Annotated in this window: 23 protein-coding genes; 17 read left to right on the forward strand and 6 right to left on the reverse strand. The window is 62.3% G+C overall.

Features of this window, described 5'->3' with window-relative positions:
* A partial coding sequence (locus tag BM160_RS10520) for an AMP-binding protein (protein WP_143093219.1) occupies positions 1 to 461 on the reverse strand: 461 nt, incomplete at its 3' end.
* A 204-nt stretch (positions 462 to 665) separates the two neighbouring features.
* Here BM160_RS10520 and BM160_RS10525 point away from each other — a divergent pair.
* The 12 genes from BM160_RS10525 to BM160_RS10580 all read left to right on the forward strand — a co-directional run bounded on the left by BM160_RS10525 (position 666) and on the right by BM160_RS10580 (position 13,917).
* Positions 666 to 1,388 carry a Crp/Fnr family transcriptional regulator gene (locus BM160_RS10525; RefSeq protein ID WP_092004634.1) on the forward strand — a complete coding sequence of 241 codons (723 nt, stop codon included), beginning with the start codon at positions 666 to 668 and terminating at the stop codon, positions 1,386 to 1,388.
* Positions 1,389 to 1,601: 213 nt separating this feature from the next.
* Positions 1,602 to 2,957: a dicarboxylate/amino acid:cation symporter gene (locus tag BM160_RS10530; protein ID WP_092004637.1), complete on the forward strand. Its 1,356-nt coding sequence runs from the start codon at positions 1,602 to 1,604 to the stop codon at positions 2,955 to 2,957.
* A 303-nt stretch (positions 2,958 to 3,260) separates the two neighbouring features.
* Complete coding sequence (gene kdpF, locus BM160_RS10535; protein ID WP_092004640.1) at positions 3,261 to 3,359, forward strand: K(+)-transporting ATPase subunit F; 99 nt, start codon at positions 3,261 to 3,263, stop codon at positions 3,357 to 3,359.
* An 85-nt stretch (positions 3,360 to 3,444) separates the two neighbouring features.
* Positions 3,445 to 5,244, forward strand: a complete 1,800-nt coding sequence (gene kdpA, locus BM160_RS10540; RefSeq protein WP_092004642.1) for a potassium-transporting ATPase subunit KdpA — start codon at positions 3,445 to 3,447, stop codon at positions 5,242 to 5,244.
* Between the two features lie 24 nt (positions 5,245 to 5,268).
* A complete protein-coding gene (gene kdpB / locus BM160_RS10545) occupies positions 5,269 to 7,344 on the forward strand; it encodes a potassium-transporting ATPase subunit KdpB (protein ID WP_092004645.1) in 2,076 nt (691 codons plus the stop codon).
* A 33-nt stretch (positions 7,345 to 7,377) separates the two neighbouring features.
* Positions 7,378 to 7,950, forward strand: coding sequence for a potassium-transporting ATPase subunit KdpC (gene kdpC, locus BM160_RS10550; protein WP_092004648.1), 573 nt, complete (start codon positions 7,378 to 7,380; stop codon positions 7,948 to 7,950).
* An 11-nt stretch (positions 7,951 to 7,961) separates the two neighbouring features.
* Positions 7,962 to 8,294 carry a hypothetical protein gene (locus tag BM160_RS10555; RefSeq protein ID WP_092004651.1) on the forward strand — a complete coding sequence of 111 codons (333 nt, stop codon included), beginning with the start codon at positions 7,962 to 7,964 and terminating at the stop codon, positions 8,292 to 8,294.
* Positions 8,272 to 8,490, forward strand: coding sequence for a hypothetical protein (locus BM160_RS10560; protein WP_143093220.1), 219 nt, complete (start codon positions 8,272 to 8,274; stop codon positions 8,488 to 8,490). Before BM160_RS10555 ends, BM160_RS10560 begins: the two co-directional genes overlap by 23 nt.
* Before the next feature lie 28 nt (positions 8,491 to 8,518).
* Complete coding sequence (locus tag BM160_RS10565; protein WP_092004656.1) at positions 8,519 to 11,245, forward strand: DUF4118 domain-containing protein; 2,727 nt, start codon at positions 8,519 to 8,521, stop codon at positions 11,243 to 11,245.
* A 4-nt stretch (positions 11,246 to 11,249) separates the two neighbouring features.
* The gene (gene kdpE, locus BM160_RS10570; RefSeq protein WP_092004660.1) at positions 11,250 to 11,954 is read left to right on the forward strand and encodes a two-component system response regulator KdpE; all 705 of its coding nucleotides are present in this window, start codon (positions 11,250 to 11,252) and stop codon (positions 11,952 to 11,954) included.
* An 83-nt stretch (positions 11,955 to 12,037) separates the two neighbouring features.
* Positions 12,038 to 12,868 carry a pseudouridine synthase gene (locus tag BM160_RS10575; RefSeq protein ID WP_092004663.1) on the forward strand — a complete coding sequence of 277 codons (831 nt, stop codon included), beginning with the start codon at positions 12,038 to 12,040 and terminating at the stop codon, positions 12,866 to 12,868.
* A gap of 551 nt (positions 12,869 to 13,419) precedes the next feature.
* Positions 13,420 to 13,917, forward strand: a complete 498-nt coding sequence (locus tag BM160_RS10580; RefSeq protein WP_092004665.1) for a hypothetical protein — start codon at positions 13,420 to 13,422, stop codon at positions 13,915 to 13,917.
* Positions 13,918 to 13,948: 31 nt separating this feature from the next.
* Here BM160_RS10580 and BM160_RS10585 read toward each other — a convergent pair whose 3' ends face one another.
* The 4 genes from BM160_RS10585 to BM160_RS10600 form a co-directional block, all read right to left on the reverse strand.
* Positions 13,949 to 16,288 (reverse strand): fimbria/pilus outer membrane usher protein, encoded by a 2,340-nt coding sequence (locus BM160_RS10585; protein WP_218156605.1) that lies wholly within the window; start codon positions 16,286 to 16,288, stop codon positions 13,949 to 13,951.
* 140 nt (positions 16,289 to 16,428) lie between these two features.
* The gene (locus BM160_RS10590) at positions 16,429 to 17,187 is read right to left on the reverse strand and encodes a fimbrial biogenesis chaperone (RefSeq protein ID WP_092004671.1); all 759 of its coding nucleotides are present in this window, start codon (positions 17,185 to 17,187) and stop codon (positions 16,429 to 16,431) included.
* Between the two features lie 44 nt (positions 17,188 to 17,231).
* Complete coding sequence (locus tag BM160_RS10595) at positions 17,232 to 17,666, reverse strand: hypothetical protein (protein ID WP_092004674.1); 435 nt, start codon at positions 17,664 to 17,666, stop codon at positions 17,232 to 17,234.
* 69 nt (positions 17,667 to 17,735) lie between these two features.
* Positions 17,736 to 18,194: a Csu type fimbrial protein gene (locus tag BM160_RS10600; RefSeq protein WP_092004676.1), complete on the reverse strand. Its 459-nt coding sequence runs from the start codon at positions 18,192 to 18,194 to the stop codon at positions 17,736 to 17,738.
* Positions 18,195 to 18,472: 278 nt separating this feature from the next.
* On the opposite strand from BM160_RS10600, the gene htpG reads away from it, so the two are divergent.
* Positions 18,473 to 20,374, forward strand: coding sequence for a molecular chaperone HtpG (htpG, locus tag BM160_RS10605; protein ID WP_092004679.1), 1,902 nt, complete (start codon positions 18,473 to 18,475; stop codon positions 20,372 to 20,374).
* A gap of 203 nt (positions 20,375 to 20,577) precedes the next feature.
* Positions 20,578 to 21,291, forward strand: a complete 714-nt coding sequence (locus BM160_RS10610) for a YebC/PmpR family DNA-binding transcriptional regulator (protein WP_092004682.1) — start codon at positions 20,578 to 20,580, stop codon at positions 21,289 to 21,291.
* Between the two features lie 98 nt (positions 21,292 to 21,389).
* Here BM160_RS10610 and BM160_RS10615 read toward each other — a convergent pair whose 3' ends face one another.
* On the reverse strand, positions 21,390 to 22,334 hold the full coding sequence (locus BM160_RS10615) for a LysR family transcriptional regulator (protein ID WP_092004685.1): 945 nt from the start codon (positions 22,332 to 22,334) through the stop codon (positions 21,390 to 21,392).
* A gap of 141 nt (positions 22,335 to 22,475) precedes the next feature.
* Here BM160_RS10615 and BM160_RS10620 point away from each other — a divergent pair, with 141 nt between their 5' ends.
* The 3 genes from BM160_RS10620 (at position 22,476) to BM160_RS10630 (ending at position 25,674) form a co-directional block, all read left to right on the forward strand.
* Positions 22,476 to 23,261 (forward strand): 3-hydroxybutyrate dehydrogenase, encoded by a 786-nt coding sequence (locus tag BM160_RS10620; RefSeq protein ID WP_092004688.1) that lies wholly within the window; start codon positions 22,476 to 22,478, stop codon positions 23,259 to 23,261.
* A gap of 33 nt (positions 23,262 to 23,294) precedes the next feature.
* A complete protein-coding gene (gene fahA, locus BM160_RS10625) occupies positions 23,295 to 24,629 on the forward strand; it encodes a fumarylacetoacetase (RefSeq protein WP_092004691.1) in 1,335 nt (444 codons plus the stop codon).
* An 82-nt stretch (positions 24,630 to 24,711) separates the two neighbouring features.
* Positions 24,712 to 25,674, forward strand: a complete 963-nt coding sequence (locus BM160_RS10630) for a Bug family tripartite tricarboxylate transporter substrate binding protein (RefSeq protein WP_092004694.1) — start codon at positions 24,712 to 24,714, stop codon at positions 25,672 to 25,674.
* Positions 25,675 to 25,696 lie beyond the last annotated feature (22 nt).

Here is a 25,696-nt window from a genome sequence, read left to right on the forward strand (position 1 = left end):
AGCCGGTCCAGCGACACCAGGCCGGGCTCTTCGTAGTTGCGCAGGCCGCGTGGGTCGTCAAAAATGATGTGGGCCAGATCCGGGCAGCGGTCGCGGATTTCCAGCAGCTTGTCGACCTGCTCCTGGTCTTCCACCATGGCGAAGCGCACGTTGGCGTTGGTGATGGGAAACACGCACTCGGCCCCCACCGCGTCCTGGTACAGCGGAATCGGGATGGCGCCCAGCGCTTGCACGGCCAGCATGGTGGCATACAGGCGTGGCCGGTTGGCACCGATCACGGCCATGTGCTCGCCGCGCTGCAGGCCGGCCTGGTGCAGGCCGCAGGCGATGTGCTCGACCAGGGCGGCCATGCTGGCCCAGCTGTGGGCCTGCCAGATGCCGTACTCTTTCTCGCGCATCGCCGCCGCGCCTGGGCGCTCGGCGGCATGCTTGAGTAGCAATCGGGGGAAGGTGGTCTGCATTCCGCTTCCTTGTCTCTAGTTTTTGCGCGATCCTCTTTCAGAAGAATCGCTTGTATGGGCTGCATGGTAAGTCTGCGTTTGACGTTATCTTGTCGTTGCGACGACAATTTGCGGGTAAGTCCTACTGGGGTGAGCCCGGGGTTGGCGCGGTTTATCGGATAAGGCGTCTTTCTCCCCTGTCTTTCTCTTCTTTCTGGGTGAACCATGTCTAGCAACCTGACTTTGCATCAGCGCCGCCGCAAGCCCTCGCCCGACGAGCTGGACGGCATCCCCTGGCTGCACCTGCTGCTCCCCGATGAGCGCGCACGCGCGCAGGCTGAGCTTCTGGTGAGCGATGCCGCGCCCGGCGACTATGTGTGCCATATCGCCAAGCCGGTGACTTACTGGTTTGGCGTGGTCGATGGCTTGCTCAAGATGAGCGCCGACAACGCCCAGGGCCTGACCATGACGTTTGCCGGACTGCCGCCGGGCGGCTGGTTTGGCGAAGGCACGGCACTCAAGCGCGAGCCTTACCGCTACAACGTCCAGGCGCTGCGCAAAAGCGTGGTGGCCGGTCTGCCGGTGGACAGCTTTCACTGGCTGCTAGATCACTCCATAGGCTTTAACCGTTTCGTGATGAACCAGCTCAACGAGCGGCTGGGCCAGTTCATTGCGGCGCGCGAAATCGACCGCATGAACAACCCCGATGTGCGGGTGGCGCGCAGCCTGGCGGCCTTGTTCAATCCGGTGCTATATCCCGGCGTCGGCGAAATCCTGCGCATCACCCAGCAGGAGCTGGCCTATCTGGTCGGTCTATCGCGCCAGCGCGTCAACGAAGCGCTGACCACGCTGCAGGCGCAAGGCATGATTCGGGTCGAATACGGCGGCCTGCGCGTGCTGGATCTGGTGGCGCTCCGTTCCAGTGTTTTTCCTGTAAAAAAACAATGATGGCCCTTATCAGTCATAGGTATTTTGCTATTTAATTGGTAGCCATTTTGATGGCCAGTGCAGGCGCCGACTAAGGCCCGATCCGGAGTGTTGCGTGGGCCATGGTGCCGCCCGTCCACACGTGTTTGCGTGTGTTCATGGATCGGGACTATAGTGAAATTTTTGTACGCCAGTTCGACTGACGGATGCGATGCCTTTTCAAGGAGAAGCTCAATGTCAACAGCAGCCACCACGCCCACAGCCTCCAAGCCACCGCTGTACCGATCGCTTTATGTGCAGGTCATCACGGCGGTGATCATAGGTGTGCTGCTCGGCCACTTCTACCCTTCATTTGGCGAAGCCATGAAGCCGCTGGGCGACGCTTTCATCAAGCTGATCAAGATGATGATTGCGCCCATCATTTTCTGCACCGTGGTGGTCGGCATCGCCGGCATGGAAGACATGAAGAAGGTCGGGAAAACCGGTGGCCTGGCGCTGCTGTACTTCGAAGTCGTCAGCTCCATCGCCTTGCTGGTCGGGCTGGTGCTGGTCAATCTGCTCAAGCCAGGTGCTGGCATGAACATCGATCCTGCGACGCTGGACACCAAAGCGCTTTCGGCCTACACCGGCCCGGGCAAGATGCAGGGCACGGTGGAGTTTCTGGGCGGCATCATTCCAAACACGCTGGTTGATGCCTTCGCCAAGGGGGAGATTCTCCAGGTCTTGCTGATCGCCGTCCTATTCGGCTTTGCCTTGCACCGCTTTGGCGGACGCGGCACCTTGGTGTTCGACGTGATCGAGAAGGGCTCGCATGTGCTGTTCACCGTCGTCGGTTACATCATGAAGCTGGCGCCGATTGGCGCTTTTGGCGCCATGGCCTTCACCATAGGCAAATATGGCATTGGCTCGCTTTTTTCACTCGGCAAGCTGATGGCGGTTTTTTACCTGACCTGCCTGCTGTTCATCTTTGGCGTGCTTGGGTTGATTGCGCGTTTGCACGGCTTCAGCATCTGGAAGCTCATCAAATACATCAAGGAAGAATTGCTGATTGTGCTGGGCACCTCGTCGTCCGAGTCCGTGCTGCCGCGCATGATGGAGAAAATGGAGAATCTGGGCGCCAACAAGACCTGCGTCGGCCTGGTGATCCCGACGGGTTACTCCTTCAACCTCGACGGTACGTCGATTTACCTGACCATGGCCGCCATCTTCATCGCGCAGGCCACCAACACGCCGCTGACGCTGATGCAGGAGATCACGCTGCTGGGGGTGTTGGTGTTGACCTCCAAAGGAGCGGCCGGCGTCACCGGCAGCGGCTTCATCGTGCTGGCCGCCACGCTGTCGGCGGTCGGGACGGTGCCGGTGGCGGGGCTGGCGCTGATCCTGGGGATTGACCGCTTCATGTCGGAAGCCCGCGCGCTGACCAACCTGATCGGCAATGGCGTGGCCACTCTGGTGGTCGCCAAGTGGACCAACGAGCTTGATATGGATCGCCTGCAGGCCGGGCTCAACAACGAGACCTGGAACGAGGCGCAGGGCCCTGAGGAAATCATCAACGCCAGAACGGCGCACATGGCGGTGACCAAGCACTGAGGCGCTTTCCTGCGCACCCGCACTGTGGACAGGCAGTGCGGTCGGCTGCCCGGCCTGGCTCTGCACTCTCCATCGGCTAACTCACAAGCTCAGGGCTGGGCGGATTTTTACGCTTTTTTTACGGCGACCCCGCTTCTTTCATCCCCATTTTTACGTGCGAAATCCTACGCTTAACTCATCATTTTTACGTGGGAGTTGGGTCATGGATATTTTGTATGTGGCAGGTCTCGCCTTGCTATGGGGCGTGATGGTTCTGCTGGTCCTGGGCTTTAAAAAGCTCGAAAAACCGCAGGGAGGCCGCTCATGATCAGTCTTGATGTGCTCTATGGCTTTGGCGGCCTTTGCGCCGTCATGCTGCTGGCTTATCTGGTGTATGCGCTGATCTGCGCCGAGGAGTTTTGATGAACGCCGCGCAGAACCGCTTCAAGCAAGTGAACGCCCCCTCGGGGGGCAGCGTAGCGGCCATGGCCGCAAGCGTGGGGGCCTTATGACTTCTTCAAGCTGGGGCTTGCTGGCCATTTTTCTCGGTGTGTTGCTGGCGGCTTCCTGGCCGCTAGGTCTCTGGTTGACACGTCTTTGCAAGGGCAACTTGCCGGGCTGGATGCAGCGCGTTGAAGCGCCGCTTTATCGCTTGGCGGGCACTTCCGTCGACAAGTCCATGAATTGGTGGCAGTACGCACTGGCGCTGCTGGCCTTCAACGCGCTGGGTGTGCTGGCGGTCTATGCGCTGCAGCGTTGGCAGCTCTGGTTGCCGTTCAATCCAGCCGGCATGGGTAATGTGGCGCCCGACTCGGCCTTCAATACCGCCATCAGCTTTGTCGCCAACACCAACTGGCAGGACTATGCCGGCGAGGCGACCATGAGCTATCTGACGCAGATGCTGGCGCTGGCGGTGCAGAACTTCTTCTCCGCGGCCACCGGGGTCGCCGTGGTCTTTGCCCTGTTTCGCGGCTTTGTCGCCAAATCCACTGGCGTCATTGGCAACTTCTGGGTCGATGTGACGCGCGTCACCGCCTGGCTGCTGCTGCCGCTGTCGCTGGTGTTCGCCGTGTTCCTGGTAGGGCAGGGCGTGATCCAGAACTTTGATGCTTACCAGGACGTCACCACGCTGGAGTCCACGAGTTATCAGGTCGCGAAAAACGGTCCCGATGGCCAGGCCTTGAAAGACGACAAAGGTAATCCGGTCATGGAAGACCTGAAAGCCAACAAACAGACCCTAGCCATGGGCCCGGTCGCTTCGCAGGAAGCCATCAAGATGCTGGGCACCAACGGCGGTGGCTTCTTCAATGCCAACTCGGCCCATCCTTATGAAAACCCGACCGCACTGAGCAATCTGCTGCAGATGCTGGCGATTTTCCTGATTCCGGCCGCGCTGTGCTTTGCCTTTGGCCGCGTGGTGGGTGACCCACGCCAGGGCTGGGCCGTGCTGGCGGCGATGACCGTGATGTTTGTGATTGCGGTCGTAGCCATCACGCCGGCCGAGCTGGCCGGTAATCCGCTGCTGCCGCCTTTGGGGGTGGACCAAACCGCCAGCGTGCTGCAGGCCGGCGGCAATATGGAAGGCAAGGAAACCCGCTTCGGCATCAACGCCTCCAGCCTGTTCGCGGTGGTCACCACGGCCGCATCCTGCGGCGCCGTCAATGCCATGCACGACTCTTTCACGCCGCTGGGCGGCATGGTGCCCATGGTCATGATGCAGCTGGGCGAAGTGGTGTTTGGCGGTGTCGGCACCGGGCTGTACGGCATGCTGGTGTTTGCCATCCTGGCGGTGTTCATTGCCGGTCTGATGATAGGTCGCACGCCGGAGTACCTGGGCAAGAAGATAGAGGCGCATGAGATGAAGCTGAGCTCGATCGCCATTTTGGTGACGCCCATCCTGGTGTTGGCGGGCACGGCCATCGCCGTGTTGTCCGGCGCCGGAAAAATCGGCGTAGCCAATCCGGGCGCGCACGGGTTTTCCGAAATCCTCTATGCCTTCACCTCGGCCGCCAATAACAACGGCAGCGCCTTCGCCGGCCTGTCGGCCAACACACCGTTTTACAACACGCTGCTGGGTCTGGCGATGTGGCTGGGCCGCTTCGGCGTGATCGTGCCGGTGCTGGCCATTGCCGGCGCGCTGGCCGCCAAGAAGCGCCTGCCCGTCACGTCCGGCACCATGCCCACCCACGGCCCCTTGTTCGTCATGCTGCTGATAGGCACGGTGCTGCTGGTCGGCCTGCTCAACTACGTGCCCGCTCTGGCACTGGGCCCCATGGTCGAGCACCTGATGCTTTGGCCCGCCCATTAATCGCAAGGCAAACGAGTTATCACCATGACTACCAAAAAAACATTCGTATTGCTGGATCCGGCGCTGCTCAAACCAGCCATCCTTGCCTCGTTCGCCAAGCTGAACCCCCGCGTTCAGTGGCGCAATCCGGTGATGTTTGTCGTCTACATCGGCAGCATTTTGACCACACTGCTGGGCCTGCAGGCCTTGCAGGGGCCGGGCGAAGCGTCCGCCGGTTTCATCTTCGCCGTGGCGGTCTGGCTGTGGTTCACCGTGCTGTTCGCCAATTTCGCCGAGGCCTTGGCAGAAGGCCGCAGCAAGGCCCAGGCGGCCTCCTTGCGCAGCCTGAAAAAGAGCACCTGGGCCAAGAAGCTGCAAGCCCCCAAGCATGGCGCCACCTGGTTACCAGAGCAGGCAGAAAACCTGCGCAAGGGCGATGTCGTTCTGGTGGAGGCCCACGACATGATTCCCCTGGATGGCGAGGTCATTGAAGGCGTGGCCTCGGTCGATGAGAGCGCCATCACGGGCGAGTCGGCACCGGTGGTGCGCGAGTCGGGAGGCGACTTTTCCTCGGTCACCGGCGGCACCCGGGTGCTGTCGGACTGGCTGGTGGTGCGCATTGGCGTCAACCCCGGCGAGTCCTTTCTAGACCGCATGATCAATATGGTGGAAGGCGCCAAGCGCCAGAAAACGCCGAATGAGATTGCGCTGACGATCTTGCTGGTGGCGCTGACCATTGTTTTCCTGGTGGTCACGGTGACGCTGCTGCCATTTTCCATCTTCAGCGTGGAGGCCGCCAAGGCTGGCACGGTGGTGAGCCTGACGGCGCTGGTAGCGCTGCTCGTTTGCCTGATTCCCACCACCATAGGCGGCCTGCTGTCGGCCGTGGGCGTGGCCGGCATGAGTCGCATGATGCAGGCCAATGTGATCGCCACCTCGGGCCGCGCCGTGGAAGCCGCCGGTGATGTGGATGTGCTGCTGCTGGACAAGACCGGCACCATCACCCACGGCAACCGCCAGGCTTCCCGCTTTCTGGCCGCGCCTGGCGTCTCTGAGGCGCAACTGGCCAGCTGTGCCATGCAGGCCTCCATGGCCGATGAAACGCCCGAGGGTCGCAGCATAGTGACGCTGGCCCAGCGCCTGGGCCACGGCGAGCCACTGGTCGGCGAGTGCCATGAAGTGCCATTCACGGCGCAAACCCGCATGAGTGGTGTCGATGTTCAGAAAACGGACGGCAACCTGCGCCAGCTGCGCAAGGGCGCGGTCGATGCCATTCGCAAGCATGTGCAGGCCCTTGGTGGCAGCCTGCCTGCGGAAGTATTGCGGGCCTCCGATGAGGTGGCTCGCCGCGGCAGCACACCGCTGGCGGTGGCCGATGGCAAAACGGTGCTGGGCATTGTTGAGCTCAAAGACATCGTCAAGGCCGACATCAAGGAGCGCTTTGGCGAGTTGCGCCGCATGGGCATCAAGACGGTGATGATTACCGGTGACAACAAGCTCACGGCCGCCGCCATTGCGGTGGAAGCCGGGGTCGACGACTTTCTGGCCGAAGCCACGCCGGAAGACAAGCTCAAGCTGATTCGCCAGTATCAGGCCGAAGGCCGGCTGGTCGCCATGACGGGCGACGGCACCAATGACGCACCGGCGCTGGCCCAGGCCGACGTGGCGGTCGCCATGAACAGCGGCACCCAGGCCGCCAAGGAAGCCGGCAACATGGTCGATCTGGACTCCAATCCGACCAAGCTGCTGGAGATCGTGGAAACCGGCAAGGCGCTGCTGATGACGCGCGGCTCACTCACCACCTTCTCGATTGCCAACGACGTGGCCAAATATTTCGCCATCATTCCGGCGATCTTTGTCACCACCTATCCACAACTGGCCACACTCAATGTGATGCGCCTGGGCAGCCCCAACTCGGCCATTTTGTCGGCGGTGATTTTCAATGCTCTGATCATCGTGGTCCTGATCCCGCTGGCCCTCAAGGGCGTGAAGTATCGCGCCGTGGGGGCAGCGTCGCTGCTGCGCCGCAACCTGCTCATTTATGGCCTGGGCGGCCTGATCGTGCCCTTCATCGGCATCAAGGCGATAGACCTCTTGCTGGTCGCCCTGAATTTCGCCTGAGCTGAGCACTGTGTCAGATTTAAAGGAACTCTCATGAAAAACATTCTTCGTCCGGCACTCGTGCTGTTCTTTGTGCTCACGCTGCTGACCGGCGTGGCCTATCCCCTGGTGGTGACCGGCGTGGCGCAGTCACTGTTTCCGGCGCAAGCCCATGGCAGCCTGATACTGCAGGGTGGCAAGCCGGTGGGCTCGGCCCTGATCGGGCAGAACTTCACTGACGCCGGCCACTTCTGGGGTCGGCCTTCGGCCACCGCTCCCATGCCCTATAACGCCAGCCTGTCCGGCGGCTCCAACCAGGGGCCGCTCAACCCGGCCCTGGTGGATGCCGTGAAGGCGCGTGTGGCGGCTCTGCGGGCGGCCGACTCCGGCAACACGGCCGCCGTGCCGGTTGATCTGGTCACGGCGTCGGCCAGTGGGCTGGACCCGCACATCAGCCCGGCCGCGGCCGACTACCAGGTCGCTCGCGTGGCCAGAGCCCGCGGCCTGAGCGTTGAAAAGGTGCGGGTCCTGGTGGCGCAGCAGACGAAAGGCCCTTGGCTGGGCCTGCTGGGCGAGTCGCAGGTCAATGTGCTCCAACTCAATCTGGCGCTGGAGGCTCTTCGTTAAGAGACATCCCTATGGCCTATGCCGCCTACCGTGAAGCGTTTGGTATCTCTGTTGTTCGTCCCGAGTCAAAACCCGGCCCCGCCTGGGTCGTCCTGGATATCACCGTGCCCAGCGGCAGCGCCGCCTTGATGCGGCGCGCGCTGGTCCGTTGCCCGGGGGCCGGCATCTTGCGCTGCATCCCCCGCTTGCTTGAGCAGCGGGTGCGGCTGGAGGTTCGCTTGCCGGCGCACAGGGTGCACGAGGTGATGCACTGCGTCATGGGCTGTGTGCCGGATGGCGAGATCGGCCGCCTCGCTTCATGGCGCGAGCACCTGGCTAGACATGGACTGGACCATGGTGGCTGACCTGTTGTATGCGCTGTGCGCCCTGGCCATGGTCGGCCTGCCGCTGCTCGTTGGCTGGTGGATTGTGGTGCTGGGTGAGGCCGCAAAAATCCGCAAGGAAGGCGCAAGAAACGCGCCCCGCAGGGATGAGCGTGCGGGTACTTGGGGTGGTAGGCTGCGGGCAGCACGCACCAGAATCCGCGCGCTCTTCGCATGACATCACGATGACTTGAGAATCCTATTGCATGGCCAGCTTTCCCAACGCCGACAGTCGCCCCGACCCCGACCAGCTCCTGGAGCAGCTTCGCGGCGAGGAAGAGCGCGCGCGTCGCGGCAGGCTGCGCATTTATTTTGGCGCCAGTGCCGGCGTGGGGAAAACCTACGCCATGCTCAGCGCCGCCCAGCGCGAGCACAAGGCGGGCTGTGATGTGCTGGTCGGCGTGGTTGAAACCCATGGCCGTAGCGACACGGCAGAGTTGTTGGCAGGGCTGGAGGTCGTGCCGCTGCGCGATGTGGCTTACCGGGGCCGCGTGCTCAAGGAGTTTGACCTGGACGCCGCGCTGGCGCGCAAGCCCGCGGTGCTGCTGGTGGACGAGCTGGCGCACAGCAATATCGAGGGCTCGCGCCATGCCAAGCGCTGGCAGGACGTGCAGGAGCTGCTGGAGGCCGGCATTGACGTCTGGTCGGCGCTCAATGTGCAGCACCTGGAAAGCCTCAATGGCACGGTGGGCGCCATCACCGGCATCCGCATCCATGAAACCGTGCCCGACACCGTGCTGGACGCGGCCGACGAGATCATCCTGGTGGACGTCACGCCCGATGAGCTGATGACGCGGCTGAAGGCCGGCAAGGTCTACCTGCCGCAGCAGGCCGAGCGGGCCGCGCAAAACTTCTTTCGCAAGGGCAACCTGATCGCCCTGCGCGAGATCGCGCTGCGGCGCACCGCCGAGCATGTCGAGGACGACGTGCGCAGCTACCGCATCGAAAAGTCGATTGCCCCGGTCTGGAACACCGAAGGCGCGCTGCTGGCCTGCATTGGTCCGCACGAAGGCGCCGAACAGACCGTGCGGGCGGCCGCGCGCCTGGCCGGCCAGCTCAATGTGCGCTGGCATGCCGCCTATGTGGAAACGCCGCGGCTGCAGCGCCTCAAGGCGGCCAGTCGTGACCGCGTGCTGGCCGTCATCAAGCTGGCCGAAGAGCTGGGCGCCAGCGCCGCCGTGCTGGCCGGCAGCGACGCCGCCGCCGAACTGGTGACGCAGGCGCAGCGCCTGAACTGCGCCACCTTGCTGGTCGGGCGTGCGCAACTGCCGGGCTGGCGCGGCTGGTGGCCAGCTCGCAGCATGACGCGCCGGCTGGCCACGCTGGCGCCCACGCTGGATATCGTCGAGGTCGGCCAGGCCAACAGCGCGCGGCGCCTGGCGCAAGCGGTGCAGCGCTCCTCCGATGAGGATGCGGCCACCCGCTGGCATGGCAGCCTGCCGCGCTATGCCTGGGCGGTGGTGGCCAGCATCACGGTGACGGCGCTGACCTTGCCGTTGATCAGTTTTTTTGACCTGGCCAACATCGTCATGCTGTTTCTGCTGGGCACCGTGCTGGTGGCGGTGAAGTGGGGGCGCGGGCCGTCGGCGCTGGCGGCGTTTCTCAACGTGGCGGCGTTTGACTATTTTTTCGTGCTGCCGCGCCTGTCCTTCAATGTCAGCGACGTCCAGTATCTGGTGACTTTCGGCGTGATGCTGGTGGTGGGTTTGCTGACCGGCCAGTTGACGGCCGGCCTGCGCTTTCAGGCGCGCATTTCTTCCAGCCGTGAGCGTCGGGCGCAGTCGCTGTTCGAGCTCACCCGCGATCTTTCGGCGGCGCTCCTGAGCGCGCAGGTGGTCGAGCTGGGCCAGGCCGCCGTGCTGCGCAACTTCGACGGTCAGGCGCTGGTGCTGACGGCCGATGCGGCGGACCAGCTGACGCTGCCGGATCACGCCTTGCCCACAGATTTTGATGCCAGCGTGGCCGACTGGGCCTATCGCAACGCGCAGGCGGCGGGGCTGGCCACCGCTACCTTGTCCGCCCAGAGCTGGCATTACCTGCCGCTCAAGGCGACGATGCGGGTGCGCGGCGTGCTGGCGCTCAAGCCGGCCCAGCCGCGCTGGTTGCTGATTCCCGAGCAAGTCCAGCAACTGGACACGCTGGCCCGGCAGATCGCGATTGCGCTGGAGCGCGTGCACTACGTGGATGTGGCGCAGCAGGCGCTGGTGGAGATGGAATCGGAGAAGCTGCGCAATGTGCTGCTGGCGGCGATTTCGCACGACGTGCGCACACCATTGACCGCCTTGATCGGCCTGGCCGACGGCCTGCAGCGCAGCGCGCCGCCGCTGGCCGGCGAGCAGGCCCAGGCGGCCCAGGCCATTGGCTACCAGGCCCGCAGCTTGAGCGCCCTGGTCAACAACCTGCTGGACATGGCGCGGCTGCAGAGCGGCGCGGTCAGCCTGCGCAGCGACTGGCAGTCGGTGGAGGAAATCGTCGGCTCGGCGATTCGCCAGGCCCAGCCGGCGCTGGCCGGCCAGACCGTGAAAACCGCGCTGCCGGCCGACTTGCCGCTGGTGGAGTTCGATGCCGTGCTGATGGAGCGGGTGCTGGTGAACCTGCTGGAAAACGCCGCCAAGTACGGCCGCTCCGGCGATGCGCCGATTGAAATCACGGCCCGGGTCAGCGACAGCGCCCTGGTGCTGACGCTGCGCGACCATGGGCCGGGACTGCCGGCGGCGCTGAGCGGACGTGAGCACACGCTGTTTGACAAGTTCACGCGCGGCGAGATCGAGTCGGCCAGGCCCGGCGTGGGCCTGGGCCTGGCGATTTGCAAGGCGGTGGTCGACGCCCACCGCGGCCAGATCAGCGCCGCCAATGCCGCTGGCGGTGGTGCAGAATTCAGCATTAGCCTGCCACGGCGCCCGCCGCCGAAAAACCTTCCCGAGATCGCCTGAACTTATGTCCCATGCCTCGCCCGTCGCCGTTGTGATTGAAGACGAGCCGCAGATCCGCCGCTTTGTGCGCGCCGCGCTGGAGGCCGAAGGCTGGCAGGTGTTCGAGGCCGACACCGCGCAGCGCGGCCTCAGCGAGGCCGGCACCCGCAAGCCCGATCTGCTGGTGCTGGATTTGGGCCTGCCCGATGGCGACGGCCTGGACCTGATACGCGATGTGCGCGGCTGGTCGGCTGTGCCCATTGTGGTGCTGTCGGCACGCGTTGATGAGGCCGACAAGATTGCCGCGCTTGACGCCGGCGCCGACGACTACCTGAGCAAGCCCTTTGGCGTCGGCGAGCTGCTGGCCCGGGTGCGCGCCAATCTGCGCCGCCCGCGCGCCGCCTCGGCCGACGGCAACGGCGCCGAACCGCTGTTCAGCTTTGGCGAGGTGGTGGTGGACCGGCAGGCGCGGCTGGTGCGGCGCGCTGGCGCCGAGGTGCACCTGACGCCCATCGAATACCGCCTGCTCACGGTGCTGATGAGCAACGCCGGCCGGGTGCTGACGCATCGCCAGCTGCTGCGCGAAGTCTGGGGCCCGTCGCATGCCGAGCAAAGCCACTACCTGCGCATTTACATGGGGCATTTGCGGCAAAAGCTGGAGCTGGACCCGGCCCAGCCCAAACACCTGTTGACGGAAACGGCGGTCGGTTACCGCTTGCTGGTATCCTGAACAGACATCTTCCCAGAAATTCAAGCGAAATAGGCCTGTAGCCCAATTCCAACGGGCGCAGGCAGCTATAAAATAGATAGCGTATGCAAGACCCCACCAAACCCAAGACCAACCCTGCCGCCGCGGTGCGCATTCCCAAGCCGGCCGCCGGCACGCCAGCCGCCACGGTGCGCCTGAACAAACGCATGGCCGAGCTCGGCCTGTGCTCGCGCCGCGAGGCCGACGACTGGATTGCCCGTGGCTGGGTGCGCGTCAACGGCGCGCCCGCCGTGATGGGCCAGCCGGTCGCCGTCAATGCGCGCATCGAAGTGGCTCGCGAAGCCGAGCAGCAGCAACGCATGCAGGTCACCATACTGATCAACAAGCCGGTCGGCTATGTCAGCGGCCAGGCCGAGGACGGCCACGAACCCGCCGTCGTGCTGGTCCAGCCGCAAAACCGCTGGAGCGGCTGCAACAGTCGCATGCGCTGGGGTCCCGAACAGCTGCGCGGCCTGGCGCCCTGCGGTCGGCTGGACATCGACTCCATCGGCCTCCTGGTGCTGACGCAGGACGGCCGCATCGCGCGCCAGCTCATAGGCGAAGACTCGGACATGGAAAAAGAGTATCTGGTGCGCGTTAGTTACGGCGCCGAGAGCGTCAACGTGCAAGCCCTGTTCCCGCCCGAAAAACTGGCCCTGCTGTGTCACGGCCTGAGCCTGGATGACCAGGCCTTGCGGCCGGCCCAGGTCAGTTGGCAAAACCCCGAGCAGCTGCGCTTCGTGCTCAAGGAAGGCAAAAAGCGCCAGATTCGCCGCATGTGCGAGCAGGTCGGGCTGTTTGTGACCGGGCTCAAGCGCGTGCGCATTGGCCGGGTGAACCTGGGCCATTTGCCGATTGGCCAGTGGCGCTACTTGATGCCGCATGAGCAGTTTTGAGCCGGCGCGCCAGCCGCCGCGGCGGCCTGGCCTGCAAAATCTCCTCGAGCACGTCGCGGGCGCTTGAATTTATGCGAAAAGTGGCTGTGGCCCTTGTTGCATGGGCGTAATAAGCTCCTGAGTTCGTATCGGAGCGACCGCCGTTGAGGCGCTGGCGTCAAGCGCTCAATGTCCACCTCATGGGACATGACCTCACCTGCGCCGGCCGGAAAGGCCAAGGCGCTCATCGCCAAGTGGCCTGCCCACGTACTCGCATGCGTCCGGCATGCGGGGCCCGGCGCAATTGGCCGCGCCCAGTGTTACCGGGCTTGCCGAAACTGTACAGGGCAATGTCTGCCACCACGCCACCTTCGCTGAACGCGCACAGCGGGAGAGTGCGCGTCAAGGCGGCGGCGTGTGAATACCCAAAACTTCAAATTACAAGAGGGTGGTGATGAGTGCAGGACCGTTTTGAAGGCTGAAAGGTCCAAAAATAAGTGGTTACATGCAAGACACTAAAAAAATGCGCAGATCTGCCGTTATCTATAAATTAGTAGAGCGGAACCTCTGTCATGAAAGACCTGAAAAGCTCATTGATTTTGGCACTGCAGCCAGCGCTGTTCAGCATGCTGTCCGTCGGCTTTCTGGGCGCTTCCGGCGTGGCTGAAGCGGGTTCGGATGAGTCCAAGTTGTTGGTCACCGCAACGGTACTTAAACACGCTAGCATCAAGGTGCTGGCGCAGCCAACATCGGTAGTTGTGACTGCGACCGACATTGCCCGCGGCTATGTCGACGTCCCCGGTTTCGCACAGGTGGCGGTTCAAAGTAATACCCAAGAGGGATACATGCTGATGTTTGAAAGCCAGGCGGACTTTGTGCGTCATACCCTAGTGAAAGGCCTGGGCAATGATGTGCAGCTGGGCTGGTCGGGCGGGGGTGTCGCGCGCAGTGCCATTGGTCGAGGTATGAGCAAGGCCACGCTGGATCTCGGTTTCCGGTTTATTTTGTCGGAATCAGCCCGGCAGGGCGTCTATGCCTGGCCTATCCATCTTTCGGTCTCGCCTTTGTAGGCCCCGGTTTGGGGCCGCCTACTGCCTATCGTCAGTGGTTTGGCTGGCACACCAACTCACCCAGTTCGACAAAGGTTTCATCCGACCGCGGAATGGTCAAGTCAAACAGGCATGACTTGCCTTCGGCCAGAACCTTCGCCGCATAGGTTCCGGGTTTGAGGTTCTCTATATAAAACTCACCGCCGCGTCCGGTCTGCATGGTCTGCACCTTGCCAGCGACACCGAAGCTGATTTCCTGAAATTCCACGGCCTTCGTGGTCCCGGCTTGCCGGGATTTCAGCTTCCCAGTGAACGCCTGAATTTTCGTCACGCCAAAGTCGATCACCGCACCGCTGCGCAAGGAGGGTGAAATTTTTTTCACGGTGGATGGAATCGAATACTCAATCGGAACGCTTTCCGGCGCGATCGACACGTCGTTGTCAAAGTACGGCGACAGCGTAGGGATGAAAACCTGACCGTGCGCATCGGTCTTGCCTATCGGCTGGCCGTTGACCGATACCGCTACTCCCGGCAGCTCGGCCACCTTGACAATGGCAAAGCTCTCGGTCACCGGGCGGCCCAACGCAAGCTGGCCGTCAATATAGGCCAAGCCACCCGCCACCGAGAGTTGGTAGGAATTGCTGCCATGGCCGCTGCCCTGATCGCGGCCAAATTCGCCGCGCAGGATGGCGGACGGCGCGTTGTACTGAAACCTTGAATTCAATCGTGTGTTCGCTGCGGTGTCGCTTGTGGCGTGATCAGCCGAGATCAGATAGCCCAGACCTTCGCCAATCGGCTGATTTTTGGTCAATTGCAGTGACTCGGTGGCATTGTGCCGGTCGCCCCGGAAGCTGGCCGCCGCGGAGTAATCCCTGTCGAAGAAGAAAATAAGTCCCACATAGGCTTCGTTGCGGCTGGCGCTGTCCACCGTGCGACTCAAGCTCGCCTGCAGCGAAACCCGGCCAGATACCAGCGGAACGGAATAGCTCAGGGAGGTCATGCGGCGATCCTGCTGCGGGGAAACGCTAAAAGCCTGACCCGGGGAAAACGCTGTGGGCAGCGATGACGGGCGACTAGAAAGCCGCGAATAGCTCAGCGAAACCGAGCCACTTTGCTGCATGTAGTAACTGGCTGAGGCACTGGCCTCGTACTTTCGGTTGCTGATGCTTGGTGGGTCGCCCAACACCGCAAAGTCGCCCCAGTCGCGCCGTAACGACAGACCCATGCCCCAGCGCTTGGCCTGGTAGTTGTAGCCTAGCTGCGCCGCAGTCCCGCGCAGGTCGCTGACTTTGCTGGCGGCCAGCGCCATGCTGAGGACCCCCGCGTCGCCCAGCACCACGGTCGCCGTCGGGCCGGCGTTGTAAAAGCCTTTGGCAGCGTCAGCGCGCCAACCCAGCGTCAATGCGTCGTTCAGTCCATAGCGGTGAAACATCGAGAAGGCGCCCGGCCCGTAGCGATTGCTTTTGAGGCCGTAGTCACGCCGAATGGCACCCAGGTTGTAGCTGTATTCCTGCAAACCTTGCCGCAAGGGCTGGTCGCTGAAGTAAAAGGAATAATTGAACTGCTGGACCCGGCCAAAAGCATCGCGCAGCACGACCTGGACGTTGCGCGCACCGCCATAGGCCAGCAGATCGTTCAACTGGAATTCGCCCGGTTTGAGGGTCTCACTGCGGATGCGCTGGCCGTCCAGATAGATCTCCACGGTGCTGGGTGTGGCTACGCTGCCAGTAATGTTCTGTGATGGCGAGCGCGTGAGATAAGGGTCGAGGCCGTAGAGCTTGGATACACTGATGCCGCCAAGATTCAGACCGTTGCTGAACTCGCGCGAAGGGCTGAAAAAATCACCCGCTACGAATCGGCGCAGGTTATCGCGGTCATCGTAGGTCACGCTGCTCATCAGCCGCACAAACTTGCGCCCACCGCTGGCGTCCGGCACCGTGTTGCCATTGGACATCAGCAGATAGTCACCCTTGCGCCAGCCAGCTTCAGCCGAAAAGTCCAGGTTGTTGCCGACGCCGGTGTAATTGTGTGAAGAGCTGATCGCGTAATTGAAAAATCCACTGTTGTTGCGCGGAATCACCCCCCGTATGCGATTTTTCCCTTGTAACTGCAGTGCCTGACTTGGCAGAAGCCCGGGATCGGCAGTGATGTTGAGCGCGAGATTCTTCTCATCGAGGATAAAACTCACACCCTTCATGGATTGAAGCGAAATATGAGGCTCGCTATCCAGCACCACGGTGGTGCCCGTCGGATCTTTGAATCCGATGTCCTTCAAGTCCTGAGCCCGTACCAAAAAGTCGAGTGTCGGCGTGCGCACTACGAAAAGATCGCCTTTGTCTTCCGTGTTCAGGCTGACACGTAGCACCATGGCCTCGGTCTGGGCGGCCCCCAAAACAGTGCCAGCGTCCTTGCCTGCCTCGGCAGACCATACCGTAAGCGGTGCAGTGCCAAGGCAGCAACACAGGGCGTGCGCAACCAGGGCTTTTTTAGGGGAAAACTGCATCGCGCGGGAGGGGCGGGTCAGGCGCACTGTCAGGGGCACATGACGTGGCTAACGCTCAGCTTGCGCGCGACGCTCAACTTGTCGGTCTTGAATTCCAGTGAAAGCTGGGTGATTTTGGCGCACTGGTTTGCCGGTATGGTCGTGGTGTAGGTCTTGGCGCTGCCTGTGAGCAAATAGCGGTCGGCCAGCGTCAACGCATATACGTCGTTGCCGCCGGCATCGGTTCCCTTGAGCTCGATACCCTGCACCACCTGATGCCGGTTGCCGGTATTTTTGGCGGCGATGGTGACGTTGCCCTTGGTCAGGCCGAAGCTTTCAATGTCCAGGCTGTCTTGCGGCTTGAGCGGCGCTATGAAAACCGGCGCACCAAAACGGATCAACACATTGATCTGCGCGCCGCTACTCTCGAGTTTTTTGGTCGCGCCCGGCATCTCTTCTATAAACAGGCGGTAGGTTTTTTCCGTTGGCACTGCGGCCGCCTTGGCGCCCACGCGGATCAGCCCCGTCGCGCCAGGCTCCACCGACATGATTTTCGGAAAAAAGATCAGCGCATCGGTATCTGCATACTGGTCTTGGCCGGCCGCGTCTTGGGTCCACTCCTTGCCGTCGATCTGGAAGCTGAGCTTTTGCTTGTCTTCATTTTTAATGGCAATGACGCCGCTTCTTGCGCTGGCGCCGAGCTCAATGCGGATCGGATTGACCGAAAACTCACCGGCTATTGCGGAACCGGTTCCAGACAGGGCGAAACACGCGGCGGCAAGGGAAAATGTCCTGAGATTTGGGTTCATCGGTGAATTGGCGCGGCCCCCTGCAGGGCGGGGAGCATGGGGCTTCAGGGGGTTACTGAAATCATAACTTGATCGAAGTAGCGTCCTTCAGGCGCGTTGGCATAGTCGCTCCAAAGAATCGATCCATTGAACGTGAAAGCCACATAGTTGTCATTTCCCGGACCTGACATGGTTAGCGGAAGGCTTAGGCTGTAGGGAATCAGGTCGCCAGCGGCATTTTTCAAGTTACGGTTACCGTTTTGCCCGATATCGCCAGAGATCGTCATGGTCTGGCCCGGGGCGCAGTCTCCCACCGTGCTGGAGCCAGACATCTGCCGCAGTACATTCTCGCCGCTGGCGGGATTCAACTCCCCGAAGCTCATGTTCAGCCCGCTGGACTTAAACAAGCATTTGTTGCCGTTGGCGTAGGCAGGCAGCATGGCCCCCTGCAACCCTGCTGCCAACAACAGTCCCGCGAAAAAAAACCGGAATATTTTCATCGCTGGCCTGGTTCAGAACAGTACTGACGTGGTCATGACGAGTGGATTCAATATCCCGTATGTTCCGGCTTAGGGCGTGAAGCTAAGGGTCACGTTTTCGCTGTACGAACCGGCAACCGCGTTCTGGTACTGTGCCGTCGTTATGGTGCCAGTAACGGTCGCCGTGAGGTCCTTGCCAGTTCCAAAACCCAAGCCTGCTCCAGCGTCACCCGCGATGGACAGCGTGTAAGCCAGGCTCTCCGACCCGCTCGACATGTTGTGTGACCCAGTGATACCGGCAATCCCGAGGGAGTTTGTTTTATTTGTGCATTTGTACTTGACATCGGCGGTCATCGTCTTGTCAACGGTGAGCGATGGATCAATGATGCCGAATGCCAGCGGCTGAGTGGTTGCGGAAAATTTGCACACGCCGCTGACGTTCGCCGTGACGGCGAGGGTTGTTGTGCTGGTTTGTGCGGCTGCAAGGCTAGCGGCACACGCCAGACTGGCAACGGTAACGGCTTTGAGGAAGATCGAGAGATGTTTCATAAAATACTCCTGTCTGGGGGAAAAGGTTGATAAATGCAAAGCACAAATAAGATGAATTTAATGTAACTAGAAACAACAAGTTGCCTTGTGATTGGCACAATGAAACGCGACAGATATGTGCAATTGTTCACGCTAAGCTATTGAATTTTTTGATTTTTTTTCCACATAAACAACTCCATGCAGCCTTGTAACAAGATTTCCAGAGATCCCAGCTGCCCGGAAAATCGGCGTCGTTAGTTCGCTATTTGAAACAAAAAAGATACGTATTGATCCTAGCCATGTCCACACAAGCCCATTCCCAAACCCGCCCCTTTCAAGCCGAAGTTGCCCAGTTGCTCAAGCTGGTCACCCATTCGCTCTACTCCAACCCGGAAATTTTCCTGCGCGAGCTGGTTTCCAATGCCTCGGACGCTTGCGACAAGCTGCGCTTTGAAGCGCTCAATGACGCCGGCCTGTACCAGAACGATGGCGAACTCAAGGTGCGCGTCAGCTTTGACAAGGCTGCCAAGACCCTGACCATCACCGACAACGGCATAGGCATGTCGCAGCAGGAGGCGATTGACCACCTGGGCACCATCGCCAAGAGCGGCACGCGTGATTTCATGGCCAAGCTCTCGGGCGACCAGAAAAACGACGCTCAGCTCATCGGCCAGTTTGGCGTGGGCTTTTATTCGGGCTTTATCGTCGCCGACAAGATCACGGTGGAAAGCCGCCGCGCCGGTTTGTCGGCCGAGCAGGGCGTGCGCTGGGTCAGCGACGGCACCGGCGAATTCGAGGTCAGCGAGATCGAGCGCGCCGAGCGCGGCACCAGCATCATCCTGCACCTGAAGGACGACGCCGGCGACTACCTGAACGCCTGGAAGCTCAAAGGCATCATCAACAAATACTCCGACCACATCTCGCTGCCCATCCTGATGCAGAAGGAAGAATGGAACGAGGGCGAAAACGACCAGCCTGGCGAGATGGTGTTCACCGGCGAATGGGAAACCGTGAACCAGGCGGCGGCGCTCTGGACGCGGCCCAAGAAAGACATCTCGCAGGAACACTACGACGAGTTCTACAAGCAGATCAGTTACGACAGCGAAGCGCCGCTGGCCACCACGCACAACCGCGTCGAAGGTTCCACCGAATACACCCAGCTGCTGTTCATCCCGGCCAAGGCGCCCATGGACATGTTCAATCGCGACAAGGCCGCCGGCATCAAGCTCTACGTCAAGCGCGTCTTCATCATGGACGATGCCCAGGCGCTGCTGCCCAGCTATTTGCGCTTTGTGAAGGGCGTGGTGGATTCGGCCGACCTGCCGCTGAATGTCTCGCGTGAGCTGCTGCAGGAGAGTCGCTCCGTCAAGGCGATCCGCGAGGGCTGCACCAAGCGCGTGCTGGCCATGATCGAAGACCTGGCCAACAACGAGCCGGAAAAATTCAAGACCTTTTACGCCGAATTCGGCGCCGTGCTCAAGGAAGGTCTGGGCGAAGACTTCACCAACCGCGAGCGCCTGGCCAAGCTGCTGCGTTTTGCCAGCTCGACCACAGACACCACCACGGTCAGCTTTGCCGACTACAAGGCGCGCATGAAGGATGGCCAGGACGCGATTTACTACATCACCGCCGACACCCTGGCCGCCGCCAAGAACAGCCCGCAGCTGGAAATCTTCCGCAAAAAGGGCATTGAAGTGCTGCTGATGGCCGACCGCGTCGATGAGTGGGCGCTGAACTACCTGAACGAGTTCGACGGCACGCCGCTGCAGTCGGTGGCAAAGGGCGCGGTTGATCTGGGCAAGCTGCAGGACGAGGACGAGAAAAAGGCCGCCGAAGAGGCGCAATTGGAGTTCAAGCCGATTCTTGACCAGCTGAAAGAGGTGCTGAAAGACAAGGCCTCCGACGTGCGCGCCACCAGCCGGCTGGTCGATTCACCGGCCTGCCTGGTGGTGCAGGACGGCGACATGTCCACGCAGCTGGCGCGCATGCTCAAGCAGGCCGGTCAGGTCGTGCCCGAGGTCAAGCCGATTCTGGAAGTCAATGCCCAGCACCCGCTGGTGAAAAAGCTCGAAGCCAGCGCCCGCTCCGAGCGTTTTGACGACCTGGCCAAAATCCTGTTCGACCAGGCGCTGCTGGCCGAAGGCGGCTTGCCGGAAGACCCGGCGGCTTATGTCAAGCGCGTGAACGCCTTGCTGGCCTGATTAGGCTGTCACCCCAAAAAATCCCGCTGGTTTTGGCTAGCGGGATTTTTTGTTGGTGGCTAGCTATGGCTGCGCAAAGGGAAAATGTTGCGCCAGCGCCGCCCGCCCGGGTGTATAAACTCGCCTTCGGTCGCTCGGTGATGGAGCTGGCCCCGATCAAAAACCAGCGCATTCAAACGCTACAAACTCAAGGAGCACCTGATATGGGCGCGCAATGGAAAGCAAAAGGCAAAGATCTGGCGGCCAATGCCAGGGGCCGCATCTTCGGCAAGCTGGTCAAGGAAATCATGGTTGCCGCGCGCAACGGCGCCGACCCCGCCATGAACCCGCGCTTGCGCCTGGTGGTGGAGCAGGCCCGCAAGGCCTCCATGCCCAAGGACACGCTGGACAGAGCCCTCAAGAAGGGCGCCGGCCTGACCGACGAGGTGGTGCACTTCGAACATGTCCTTTATGAGGGCTTTGCGCCGCACCAGGTGGCGGTGATGGTCGAGTGCCTGACCGACAACGTCAAGCGCACCGCGCCCGAAATGCGGGTGTTGTTCCGCAAGGGCCAGCTGGGCACCTCGGGCTCTGTGGCCTGGGATTTCGACCACGTGGGCATGATTGAGGCGGCGCCCATCAATCCCGGCGCCGACCCGGAGCTGGCCGCCATCGAGGCCGGCGCCCAGGATTTCGAGCCCGGCGAGGAGGAGGGTACGACCCTGTTCCTGACCGATCACGCCGACCTGGATCTGGTCTGCCGCGCGCTGCCGGCCCAGGGCTTTAATGTTCTGTCCGCCAAGCTGGGCTACAAGCCCAAGAACCCTGTCGACTCGGCCAGCCTGAGCCCGTCTGACCTGGCCGAAGTGGAAGCCTTTCTGGCCGCCATCGATGCCAATGAAGACGTGCAAGAGATCTACGTGGCCCTGGCGGGCTGATTCGATTTCCAGCCGGCGCTGAGTTCGCCTCGGGCCTTTAGGCCTGATTTTTGATGAAAATGGGCTGTAGCCCTTATCTGGCGAGCGAACTAAGCTATTTATTTCGTAGCATTTTGAGACTCGGCCGCATGGCTGTCTGCGGGGCTGGGCACAACCGGTGCCGGCGGCTCCAGCTCCAGCGCCAGAAGGTTTTTCAGGGCCGGATTGTGGTTGCCGGCCAGCCAGGCCATGCCGTGGCTGAGGCGATGGGCATCAGGCCCCAGTGACTTGAACACGACGTCGCCAATTTCGCCCTGCGACTGCAACTCGCGCGGAATGATGGCGACGCCGGCGCCAGCGGCGATCAGGCATAGCAGCACTTGCGAGCTCTCGCTTTCGCGCACCACACGCGGCTCAAAGCCGGCCCGCCGGCACTCGGCATCCATGGCGTCGCGCAGGTGAAAGCCCTTGTTGGCGGGATAAGCCACAAAAGCTTCCTTGGCCAGCAAGGCCAGGTTCAGGTCCTGACGCTCTGCCAGCGGATGGGTGGCGGGCAGCGCCAGCACCAGTTCGCTGGCCGCGAAGCTGCGCGAGGCGATGCCGGGGTCCGTCAGTGGCAAAAAGCACAGGGCCACATCGAGCTGGCCGTTGAGCAGCGCCAGGCGCAGCGCGCCGGTGGCCAGCGGCCCCTCTATATCCAGCAGCACCTCGGGGAAGCGCTGGCGAAAGGCCCGCACCAGCCGCGGCAGCAGCACATGGCTGGCACGGCCGGTATAGCCCACCCGCAGCCGTCCGGTTTCGCCCCGGTCGGCCTGGCGGCAGGCCTCGACGGCCTGGTCCAGTTGTACAAACAGCGGTTGCACCGCATCAAAAAACGTCTTGCCGGCGTGGCTGAGGCTGACCTTGCGGGTGTGGCGCTCGAACAGCCGCACGCCCAGCTCCTGCTCCAGCTCGCGTATGCGCTGGCTTAGCGGGGGCTGCGCCATGTGCAGGCGGTGGGCCGCACGGGTGAAGCTTTGTTCCTGGGCCACCGCCAGAAAACCTCGCAAATGCCTGAGTTCCATGCTGAGCGTCGGTTGATTCAGATGAAATAAGTATAAATGTTGGCCTTAAACGGTATTGGACATATGAGTTGAGCTTTTTTAGGATTGGCCATGTTGGGTCGCCGTTGCGATCCCTATCGCGGACTGGAGAGCGCAAGCGTGATGAATTTGAAAAATCGAGTGGCCCTGGTGACGGGCGGCAACAGTGGCATAGGGCTGGCCATTGCCCAGCGCCTGGCGCGTGATGGCGCCCACCTGGTGCTCAACGGTATTGCCCCGCAGGCCGAAGGCCAGGCGCAGTGTGATGCCATGGCCGCGGAGTACGGCGTGCAGGTGCGTTACGTGATGGCCGATCTGCGCGACCCGGCGCAGATTGAGCAGCTGATTCGCCAGGCCGAGCAGCTGAGCGGCGGCATAGACATTCTGGTCAACAACGCCGGCATGCAGCATGTCAGCACCATAGAGCAGTTCCCGGTGAACATCTGGAACGACATGCTGGCGGTGAACCTGTCGGCCAGTTTTCACACGATTCGCCTGGCGCTGCCGGCCATGCGCGAGCGCGGCTGGGGCCGCATTCTCAATATCGCCTCCATCAGCGGGCTACGCGGTCGCGCCGGCAAGTCGGCTTACAACGCCACCAAGCACGGCCTGATCGGCCTGACCAAGGCGGTTGCGCTGGAAACCGCCGACAGCAACATCACCTGCAATGCCATCTGCCCGGGCTGGGTGCTGACGGCGCTGGTGCAGCGCCAGGTCGATGCGCTGGCCGAGCGCGAGGGCCTGGATGACGAAGCCGCAACGCGCCAGCTGCTGGGCCAGCGTCAGCCCTCGGGCCGCTTTGTGACGACAGGGCAGCTGGCTGCCATGGCGGCCTTTTTGTGCTCCGACGACGCCCAGGAAGTGCGCGGCGCCGCCTGGACCATGGACGGCGCGACCACCGCGGCCTGAGCGCCCGTGCAAGCACCAGGATATGACCCCCGCATGAGCAACACTTTGAACCCTATTGACGCGACCCATGAGCTGCAGCTATACAGCTGGGTCGAATCGGCAGCCGGCCATGCCCAGTTCCCGATCCAGAATCTGCCGCTGGGTGTCTTTCGCACCAGCAGCGGCAGCGGCGCCCGCATCGGCGTGGCCATCGGCGACCAGGTGCTGGACCTGCCCGCCGCGCTGCAGGCCGGCCTGCTGACGCAGCTGGATGCCGCCACGGCGCAGGCCATGGCCGCGCCGGTGCTGAACGCCTGGATGGCACTGTCCGCAGCGCAACGCCGCGCACTGCGCTGGCAGCTGTCGGCACTGCTGAACGCCGATACGCCAGAAGGCCGCAGGGCCAGCGAACAACAGACTGAAATTTTGAAGCTGCAGGCCGACTGCGAAATGCTTTTGCCCGCCGACGTGGGTGACTTTTCGGACTACTACGCCGGCATTCACCACGCCACCAATGCCGGCAAGTTCTTTCGCCCCGACTCGCCTCTGCTGCCCAATTACAAGCATGTGCCGGTGGCCTACCATGGCCGCGCTTCCTCACTGCGGCCTTCCGGCACGGTCTTGCACCGGCCCACGGGGCAGCTGCGCCAGGACACGCCCGACGGACCGGTGCCCGTGTTCCAGCCCAGCGAACGGATTGACTATGAACTGGAGCTGGCGCTGTGGGTCGGCCCCGGCAATGCGCTGACACAGGCCATTCCCATTGCCGAAGCGGACCAGCATGTGGCCGGCTTTGGCCTGCTCAATGACTGGTCGGCGCGCGATATCCAGGCCTGGGAATACCAGCCGCTGGGGCCCTTCCAGGGCAAGAACTTTCTGAGCAGCTTGTCGCCGTGGGTGATTACCAGCGATGCCTTGGCGCCCTTTCGTGCGCCGGCCATGGCGCGTGGCGCGGGCGATCCGCAGCCGCTGCCCTATCTGCACGATGAGCAGGACCAACGCCAGGGCGGCCTGCGCATAGAGCTGGAGGTGTTTCTCAGCACCCGCAGCATGCGCGAGCAGGGCGCGCCGCCGCACCGCCTGTCGCGCGGCGATTCCACCCATTTGTGGTGGACGCCGGCGCAAATGGTGACCCATCACACGGCGGGCGGCTGCAATCTGCGCCCGGGTGATCTGATCGGCTCCGGTACCATTTCTACCCCCGAGAGCAGCGGTTTTGGCTGCCTGCTGGAGATCACCGAAGGCGGCAAGAAAGCCGTGCAGCTGCCCAATGGCGAGACGCGTACTTTTCTGCAGGACGGCGACGAGCTGGTGATGCGCGGGCACTGCCAGCGCGAGGGTTTTGCCGCCATTGGCCTGGGCGAATGCCGCGGCCTGGTCCAGGGCTGAACGGCCCATCTGACCCATTTTTTTCGCAGCCATCGCCTGGCGCGGTGGCTTGTTATTTCCATTGGATCAAAGGAGACTTGAGATGAAAAAACTGTTTGCCACCGCCGCCACGGCCATAGGCCTGCTGGCCGCCGCCATCCCTGCCATGGCGCAGAACTATCCGAACCGGCCCATCAAGCTGATCGTGCCCTACTCGGCCGGCGGCGTGACCGACCAGCTCGGCCGCACCTTTGCCGAATTTGCCGGCAAGCGCCTGGGCCAGCCCATCATCATCGAAAACAAGACCGGCGCCAACGGCACGCTGGGCGCGGTGCAGATGCTGAGCGCCGATCCGGCGGGCTACGCCCTGACCATGATTCCGATCGGCGTGTTCCGCATGCCGCACATCACGGGTGCGCAATACGACCCGCTGAAGGACCTGACCTATATCTCCACGGTCTGCGGCTTCAACTACTACGTCGCCGTGAACGCCTCCTCGCCCTGGAAGACCTTGGCCGAGCTGGTCGACTACAGCAAGAAAAAAACCGGCCCCGTGTCCTACGGCACGCCAGGCGCCTACAGCAGCCAGCACATAGGCATGGCCCAGCTCGGTGAAAAAGCGGGTGCCGACTGGACGCATATCCCGTTCAAGGGCGACGCCGATGCGATGGCCGCGCTGCTGGGCAACCACATCCAGGCCGTGGTCAGCGCCAGCTCGGTGCTGCCTTATGTGAGCTCGGGCAAGATGCGGGTGCTGGCCGCCCTGGGCGACAAGCGTTCGCCAGACCTGCCGAACGTGCCCACGCTCAAGGAGCAGGGTTACCCCATCGTCCACACCTCGCCCTTCGGTTTTGCCGGCCCCAAGGGCATGGACCCGGCCGTGGTCAAGAAGCTGGAAGACGCCTTTCGTGATGTCTACAACGATCCGCAGTTCCAGGTTGCGCTGCAAAAGCTGGGCATGACGCCGCTGTACATGGACCAGGCCACTTACACCAAATACGCCCGTGACACCTACCTGGGCGAGCGTGATTCGCTCAAGGCCATGGTGGCCAGCGTCAACAAGTAATTCCCCTCAGCCCGTCTCGCCG

Source organism: Polaromonas sp. OV174, from assembly GCF_900112285.1.
Lineage (GTDB): Bacteria > Pseudomonadota > Gammaproteobacteria > Burkholderiales > Burkholderiaceae_C > Polaromonas.

What these genes read in the sequence shown, in the direction of transcription:
- BM160_RS10600 (WP_092004676.1), bottom strand. Translation starts at nt 18,194, where the DNA reads ATGAAACATCTCTCGATCTTCCTCAAAGCCGTTACCGTTGCCAGTCTG.
- BM160_RS10560 (WP_143093220.1), top strand. Translation starts at nt 8,272, where the DNA reads ATGGACTGGACCATGGTGGCTGACCTGTTGTATGCGCTGTGCGCCCTG.
- BM160_RS10630 (WP_092004694.1), top strand. Translation starts at nt 24,712, where the DNA reads ATGAAAAAACTGTTTGCCACCGCCGCCACGGCCATAGGCCTGCTGGCC.
- htpG (WP_092004679.1), top strand. Translation starts at nt 18,473, where the DNA reads ATGTCCACACAAGCCCATTCCCAAACCCGCCCCTTTCAAGCCGAAGTT.
- BM160_RS10575 (WP_092004663.1), top strand. Translation starts at nt 12,038, where the DNA reads ATGCAAGACCCCACCAAACCCAAGACCAACCCTGCCGCCGCGGTGCGC.
- BM160_RS10610 (WP_092004682.1), top strand. Translation starts at nt 20,578, where the DNA reads ATGGGCGCGCAATGGAAAGCAAAAGGCAAAGATCTGGCGGCCAATGCC.
- kdpF (WP_092004640.1), top strand. Translation starts at nt 3,261, where the DNA reads ATGATCAGTCTTGATGTGCTCTATGGCTTTGGCGGCCTTTGCGCCGTC.
- BM160_RS10555 (WP_092004651.1), top strand. Translation starts at nt 7,962, where the DNA reads ATGGCCTATGCCGCCTACCGTGAAGCGTTTGGTATCTCTGTTGTTCGT.
- kdpC (WP_092004648.1), top strand. Translation starts at nt 7,378, where the DNA reads ATGAAAAACATTCTTCGTCCGGCACTCGTGCTGTTCTTTGTGCTCACG.
- fahA (WP_092004691.1), top strand. Translation starts at nt 23,295, where the DNA reads ATGAGCAACACTTTGAACCCTATTGACGCGACCCATGAGCTGCAGCTA.
- BM160_RS10580 (WP_092004665.1), top strand. Translation starts at nt 13,420, where the DNA reads ATGAAAGACCTGAAAAGCTCATTGATTTTGGCACTGCAGCCAGCGCTG.
- kdpA (WP_092004642.1), top strand. Translation starts at nt 3,445, where the DNA reads ATGACTTCTTCAAGCTGGGGCTTGCTGGCCATTTTTCTCGGTGTGTTG.
- BM160_RS10595 (WP_092004674.1), bottom strand. Translation starts at nt 17,666, where the DNA reads ATGAAAATATTCCGGTTTTTTTTCGCGGGACTGTTGTTGGCAGCAGGG.
- BM160_RS10565 (WP_092004656.1), top strand. Translation starts at nt 8,519, where the DNA reads ATGGCCAGCTTTCCCAACGCCGACAGTCGCCCCGACCCCGACCAGCTC.
- BM160_RS10615 (WP_092004685.1), bottom strand. Translation starts at nt 22,334, where the DNA reads ATGGAACTCAGGCATTTGCGAGGTTTTCTGGCGGTGGCCCAGGAACAA.
- kdpE (WP_092004660.1), top strand. Translation starts at nt 11,250, where the DNA reads ATGTCCCATGCCTCGCCCGTCGCCGTTGTGATTGAAGACGAGCCGCAG.
- kdpB (WP_092004645.1), top strand. Translation starts at nt 5,269, where the DNA reads ATGACTACCAAAAAAACATTCGTATTGCTGGATCCGGCGCTGCTCAAA.
- BM160_RS10590 (WP_092004671.1), bottom strand. Translation starts at nt 17,187, where the DNA reads ATGAACCCAAATCTCAGGACATTTTCCCTTGCCGCCGCGTGTTTCGCC.
- BM160_RS10620 (WP_092004688.1), top strand. Translation starts at nt 22,476, where the DNA reads ATGAATTTGAAAAATCGAGTGGCCCTGGTGACGGGCGGCAACAGTGGC.
- BM160_RS10530 (WP_092004637.1), top strand. Translation starts at nt 1,602, where the DNA reads ATGTCAACAGCAGCCACCACGCCCACAGCCTCCAAGCCACCGCTGTAC.
- BM160_RS10525 (WP_092004634.1), top strand. Translation starts at nt 666, where the DNA reads ATGTCTAGCAACCTGACTTTGCATCAGCGCCGCCGCAAGCCCTCGCCC.